Source organism: Cellulosimicrobium sp. I38E, assembly GCF_001647255.1.
GTDB classification, from domain to species: Bacteria; Actinomycetota; Actinomycetes; order Actinomycetales; family Cellulomonadaceae; genus Cellulosimicrobium; species Cellulosimicrobium cellulans_E.
In genome coordinates this window covers 1-5668 of the sequence record NZ_LUAZ01000086.1, presented here as the reverse complement: position 1 = coordinate 5668, position 5668 = coordinate 1, and the positions used below count along the sequence as shown (strand labels likewise).

The 5668-nt window shown below is 75.3% G+C and carries 4 protein-coding genes; 2 read left to right on the top strand and 2 right to left on the bottom strand.

From position 1 onward, the window contains the following. Positions 1–751 precede the first annotated feature (751 nt). Positions 752–1336 carry a DUF1697 domain-containing protein gene (locus tag A0J59_RS20195; protein ID WP_064317265.1) on the bottom strand — a complete coding sequence of 195 codons (585 nt, stop codon included), beginning with the start codon at positions 1334–1336 and terminating at the stop codon, positions 752–754. Beyond that, positions 1303–2775 carry an amidase gene (locus A0J59_RS20190; protein ID WP_064317264.1) on the bottom strand — a complete coding sequence of 491 codons (1473 nt, stop codon included), beginning with the start codon at positions 2773–2775 and terminating at the stop codon, positions 1303–1305. The genes A0J59_RS20195 and A0J59_RS20190 overlap by 34 nt, the downstream gene beginning before the upstream one ends. Before the next feature lie 171 nt (positions 2776–2946). On the opposite strand from A0J59_RS20190, the gene A0J59_RS20185 reads away from it, so the two are divergent. After that, entirely contained in the window at positions 2947–3567 is a 621-nt protein-coding gene (locus A0J59_RS20185) for a PadR family transcriptional regulator (RefSeq protein WP_053369758.1), read from the top strand. Then, positions 3564–5207, top strand: a complete 1644-nt coding sequence (locus A0J59_RS20180) for an MDR family MFS transporter (protein ID WP_082379597.1) — start codon at positions 3564–3566, stop codon at positions 5205–5207. Before A0J59_RS20185 ends, A0J59_RS20180 begins: the two co-directional genes overlap by 4 nt. Positions 5208–5668 lie beyond the last annotated feature (461 nt).

Sequence of the window (5668 nt, the reverse complement as noted above, 5' to 3'; positions counted from 1 at the left end):
TGGGCGGGGTGGGTGGTGGTGCCGCGTCTACCATCCGCCGCTCGTTCCTCGCGGCTCCCGCCAGGCCCGCCACGACGCGGCACCACCACCCACCCCGCCCGGCGTCGTCTCGCCCTGGTCGTCGCTCACCCGGGCGACCGCCCGCGGTGTCGGTCTCGCGAACCCGGGTCCCGTCGCCGCATCCGGTCTCGGCGCGACACTTCCCGCATCGCCGCATCGCCGCATCGCCGCATCGCCGCGTCGCCGCGCCGCCGCACTGCCGCGCCGCCGCGCCGTCGCGCCGTCGCGCCGCCGCGTCGTAGGTCGCGCCACGGCCGCGACCGTCCCGGTCGTCGCGACGTCGCACGAGTCGTCGCGAGGTCGCGCCAGCAGGTGGTTGGCGCTGGGCCAGGGCGACTGACGAGCCGTGGTCGCCTGTTCGGCGGGCAAGGACCGGCTGGCCGGCTTGCCGCCGAGCCATGGTGAGACGACGGCCGAGCGGTGGGGGTGGGCTCGGATGCGAAGGGGCGTCAGAGCGGCGCTCCTAGAACCCACGGCCGAAGGACCCGGGGTGACGGCGCCGCAGCCCCGAGCACCGAGCCCACCCGCGCCGCGGACCCGACCCCGCGGGCTTGAGGCCCGACCGCACCCACCTCGCCGAACCACGGCTCTACCTCGCGCGACCACGGCTCTACCTCGCGCGACCACGGCTCTACCTCGCGCGACCACGGTTCTCCCTCGTGTGGCCACGGTTCTACCTCGGCCGGATGGGTCAGCCGCGGGTGTCCTCGGCGAGGGTGAGGAGGCGGGTGATGGTGTTCCAGTTGCGGCCTGTCACCGGGGTGCCGGCGGCCTTCGCGAGGACGGCCGTCGTGAGCTTCGAGCGGCCGATGCCGTCGGGGTAGGCGACGTAGAGGACGCCGTTCGCGACGGCGGCGCGCTCCGTCCCGCCGCGGTCGTCGATGGTGGCGGCGCCGTCCGGGTCGACCGGGGTCTCGCCCACGAGGACGAGGAGCGCGGCGGGCCGCTCCTGCGCGTCGACCGGGAGGGGGTTGCCGCGCACGATCTTGCGCAGGCGCTCGGTGGTGAGCACGGCGACGGCGGCGTCGACGCCGAAGCGTTCGGCGACGGCGTCGTGCAGGAGCCGAGCGACGTCGTCGGGCCCGGACGCGCCGGAGGTCCCGGGCGCGACGACGAGGTTGCCGCTGTTGACGACCGTGCGGGCGTGCGCGAACCCGAGCTCGCCCGCGAGCTCGCGCAGCGCGGTGGACGGAACCTTGCGCCCGCCGACGTTCACGGCGAACAGCAGGGCGACGTACGCGGTCACGACGACGCCCCCGGTCGTCGGTGGGACCACGGCGCGGCCTCCTCGAGGCGGGCGGCGAGGTCGAGGAGGAGTGCGTCGTCGCCGTGGTCGGCGCCGAGCATGACGCCGACCGGGACGATGGCGGAGGTCCCGTCGGGGTCGGTCACGCGCACCTCGCCGAGGGGGAGCGAGATCGCGGGGCGGCCCGTGAGGTTCCAGACGCTCGTCCACGGCGTGAACGCGGTCTGGGCCGCGAAGTCGGCGGCAGGGTCGTCGTCGATCCGCTGGCTCCCGACGAGCGCGGGGGGCTGGGCGAGGGTGGGGGAGAGCACGACGTCGATGCCCGCCCACGCGGCCGCGACCTCGCGCGTGAGCTGCTGCACCCCGCCGAGGGCCGTCGCGTACGCGAGCCCGCTCACGCCGCGCCCGCGCTCGCGCAGCCACCGGGTGAGCGGCACGAGCAGGTGCTCGCGGTCCGGCGGGACGGGCGCCTGGAGCGCGCCGACCGACCACAGGGCGGCGAACGCGTCCCAGCGCTCGGCGCCGAAGGGCGGGGGGATCTCGACGACGTCGTGCCCGAGCCCGGCGAGGAGCGCCGCGGTCGCGCGGGCGGCGTCGGCGCACGCCGGGTGCACGGGTGCGTCGGCGGCGATCACGGGCTCGAGCAGGAGCCCGACCCGGAGCCGCCGTCCGCCCCGCGCGGTCGCGAGGCGCGCCGTGAACGTGTCGCCCGGCCACGGCCGAGCGAGCACGTCGAGGAACGCCGCGGCGTCGCGCACCGACCGGGTGAGGACGCCGTGCGTGGCGAGCCCGGCGCCGTCGACCCCGTAGGGGCCCGGGCTCACGAGCCCGCGCGACGGCTTGAGCCCCACGAGCCCGCACGCGCTCGCCGGGATGCGCAGCGACCCGCCGCCGTCGCTCCCGTGCGCGACGGGGACGACGCGCGCGGCGACCGCGGCGGCCGCGCCCCCGCTCGACCCGCCCGCGGACCGCTTGAGGTCCCACGGCGTCCGCGCCGTGGGCCCGACGTCGGGTTCGGTGTAGCAGGGGAGCCCGAGCTCGGGGGTGGTCGTCTTGCCGATCATGACCGTGCCTGCGGCCCGCAGGAGCGTCACGACGCCGTCGTCGTAGGGGGCCGGGAACGGGTCGATCGCTGCCGACCCGGCACGGATCGGCGCGCCCTCGACCATCGTGAGGTCCTTGATCGGGCACGGGACGCCGAGGAACGGGGGGAGCCCGTCGGGACGACCGGGCGTGGGCCCCTCGACCGCGCTCCCCGCGCGGCGCGCCGCGACGAGCGCCGACTCGGCGGCGAGCGCCTGCGTGCGGGCGAGATCGGCGGTGAGGACCGTGAAGGCGCCGACGTCCGCGCCGACGCCCCCCGCGGCGTCGAGCGTCGCGTCGAGCACCTCGGTGGGGGAGGTGTCACCGGTCCGGAGCGCGTGGGCGAGGGCGGTCGCGTCGAGGTCGAGCAGGTCGGTGACGCTCATGGCTCGTGAACCTACGCGGCGTGCCACGACCGCGCGAACCGTCCGGGGTCGACACCCGGCCCGCCCGAGGCATATATTCCAAGCGGAATATTCCTCGCGGACCTCCCCGTCCGGGCCCGCGCGCCCGCGCCGTCCGCCCCTCCCGCCCGTGAGACCGTCCCGGAGACGACCGTGCCCGCACCACGCCTGAGCCCCACGGCGACCCTCGTGCTCGCCGTGCTGCTCGACCAGCCCATGCACCCGTACGAGATGCTCGTACGCCTGCGCAAGCGGCGCGACGACCGTCTCGTCCGCCTCAACCCGGGCGCCGTCTACCACGCGGTCGACCGGCTGGAGCGCGACGGCCTCGTCGAGCGCGCGGGCGTCGACCGCGACGGCAACCGGCCCGAGCGCACGGTCTACGCCATCACGGACGCAGGCGTCGCCGCGCACCACGACCGCACGCGCGAGCTCGTGCGCGAGACGCCGCCCGAGTACCCGGCCTTCCCCGTCGGGCTCGCGCTCGTGCACGACCTCCCGCGCGACGAGGCCCTTGCGCTCCTGCGCGAGCGTCGCGCCGCGCTCGCCGCCGCGATCGACGGGGTGCCCGAGCACCTCGACGGCGTCGTGGCGCGCGGGCTGCCTCGCCGCATCCTGCTCGACGCGTCCTTCCAGCTCCACCAGACGGCGGCGGAGATCGCGTGGCTCGACGCGACGATCGCCGACGTCGAGTCGGGCGCGCTGAGCTGGACCGAGGAGCCCGCGGCCGCCTTCCGCTTCCCCCGCACTGCCTCACCTCAGGAGACCTCGTGACCACTCCCGCCCCGGGCAGCAGCCCGAGCACGGCCCCCGCGCCCGCCGACGGCGGCTCGCGCGTCGTGCCCCTCGTCGACCTCCACGGCCGCAGCGCCTGGAGCATCCTGCCGCCGCTCATCCTCGGCTTCTTCATGATCATGGTCGACACCACGATCGTGAACATCGCCGTCCCCACGCTCCAGACCGAGCTCGACGCGTCCCTCGTCGCGGTGGGCTGGGTGAACAGCGCCTACCTGCTCTCCTACGCGGTGCTGCTCCTGCTCGCCGGCCGCCTCGGTGACCGGTACGGACCCAAGCCCGTGTTCGTCGTCGGTCTCGCGGTCTTCACGCTTGCGTCCGCCTGGTGCGGGCTGTCGGGCTCCATCGAGATGCTCATCGCGGCGCGCGTCGTCCAGGGCGTCGGCGCGGCGCTCATGACGCCGCAGACCATGGCGATGATCACGCGCGTCTTCCCCCCGCGGCAGCGCGGGGCGGCCATGGGCCTGTGGGGTGCGACGGCCGGCGTCGCGACGATCGCCGGACCGCTGCTCGGCGGCGTGTTCGTCGAGTCCTGGGGCTGGGAGTGGATCTTCTTCGTCAACGTGCCGGTCGGCGTCGTGGCGCTGTGGTTCGCGCTCACGCGCCTGCCGCGCCTCGCGACGAACAAGCGCTCGTTCGACGTGCTCGGCGTCGTGCTCTCGGTCGTCGGCCTGTTCGCCGTCGTCTTCGGCCTCCAGGAGGGGGAGACCTACGACTGGGGCACCATCACCGGACCGATCACGGTCTGGGGCGTCATCGGCGCCGGGCTGCTCGTGCTCGTGGGCTTCGTCCTGTGGCAGCGGCACCTCGGCGACGGCGCGCTCCTTCCGCTGCGACTCTTCCGCTCGCGCAACTTCTCGCTCGCGAACGTCGCCGGCATGTCGGTCTCGTTCGCGATGATCGGCATCTTCTTCCCGCTGACGATCTTCCTCCAGTCGATCCTCGGGCTGTCCCCGCTGCACGCCGCCCTCGTCAACCTGCCGGGGTCGCTCGTGTCGGGGATCGTCGCGCCGCTCGCGGGGCGCCTGTCCGACCGGGTCCCGGCCAAGTGGGTCGTCGCGACGGGCTTCGGCGTCCTCGCGGTCGCGATCGGCTGGCTCGCCGCGGTCGTGGGCCCCGGGGTGTCGGTCGTGACGATCGTGCTGCCCATGACGCTGTTCGGCATCGGCACCGGGTGCGTGTTCTCGCCGCTCGCCAACCTCGCGACGTCGGGCCTCGACCACCGCACCGCCGGCGCCGGCGCCGGCGCGTTCAACACCACGCGCCAGGTGGGCGGCGTCATCGGCTCCGCGGCGATCGTCGCGACGCTCACCGCGCGCCTCGCCGTCACGCTGCCCGCCGCGGCGCGGGACGCGGCGGCGTCGCTCCCGGAGCAGTTCCGTCAGCAGTTCGTCGACGGGTTCGCGAACGCGGGCTCCCTGCAGGGCGGCGCGGGCGGGTTCGACCTCCCGCCCGGGGTGCCCGACGACGTCGCGCGCCAGGTGACCGACGCCGCCACCACCGCGTTCCACCAGGGCTTCGCGACCGCCGTCGGGCAGACGCTCGCCGTCACGGCCGTCGTGCTCGTCCTGGGATTCGTGTGCGCGGTCGCGATGGCACCGAAGCACGTCGAGCACTGACTCCCGCGAGATCGGCCCGTGCGTCGCGAGGTCGACCCTCCGAGGGTCGATCTCGAACGTTCGGGCCGATCTCGTGGAGCTCTCGTCGGACCAGCGCGTGAACGGAGGGTTAAACCTCGCGCCGGGGGCGTGTCGGGGGTGGTGAGCGGAATCACACGGGCGTAGTTTCGAGGGGACGGACGGCACCACCGCCGTCCTCCGGGAGGCCAGCCGATGGGGTTCACGCTCCGCTCAGGAGGGCCGGCACCGGCGCTGCTGAGCCGTGGCACCCACGGCCCGACGGCCGGTCGCCTGCCTCGCCCAGAGAGAGAACGGCGCCCGCGCGCCGGAGGGGAGCCCTCGTGGTCCATTCCTCACCCACCCCCCGCCCCGGTACCTCACCCACGAACGGCGCCCGCGCGCCGGAGGGGAGCCCTCGTGGTCCATTCCTCACCCACCCCCCGCCCCGGTACCTCACCCAC